Here is a 201-nt window from a genome sequence, read left to right as displayed (position 1 = left end):
CAGGATGCCCACCCCACAAGACACTTGATCTATGTTTTTATTCCCTGGGGCGGGCAGGATGCCCACCCCACAAAACACTTGATCTATGTTTTTATTCCCTGGGGCGGGCAGGATGCCCACCCCACAAGACACTTGATCTATGTTTTTATTCCCTGGGGCGGGCAGGATGCCCACCCCACAAGACACTTGATCTATGTTTTT

1 protein-coding gene is annotated in these 201 nt (G+C 51.7%); it reads right to left on the bottom strand.

What is annotated here, in order from left to right:
* Window positions 1–201, bottom strand: a 201-nt coding sequence (locus MiSe_RS50690) for a hypothetical protein (RefSeq protein WP_226595193.1), incomplete at both ends; no start/stop codon positions are given.

Source organism: Microseira wollei NIES-4236 (assembly GCF_020521235.1).
Classification (GTDB): domain Bacteria; phylum Cyanobacteriota; class Cyanobacteriia; order Cyanobacteriales; family Aerosakkonemataceae; genus Microseira; species Microseira wollei.
The sequence above is the reverse complement of the archived record's forward strand: the minus strand, read 5'-3'. Positions and strand labels throughout refer to the sequence as shown.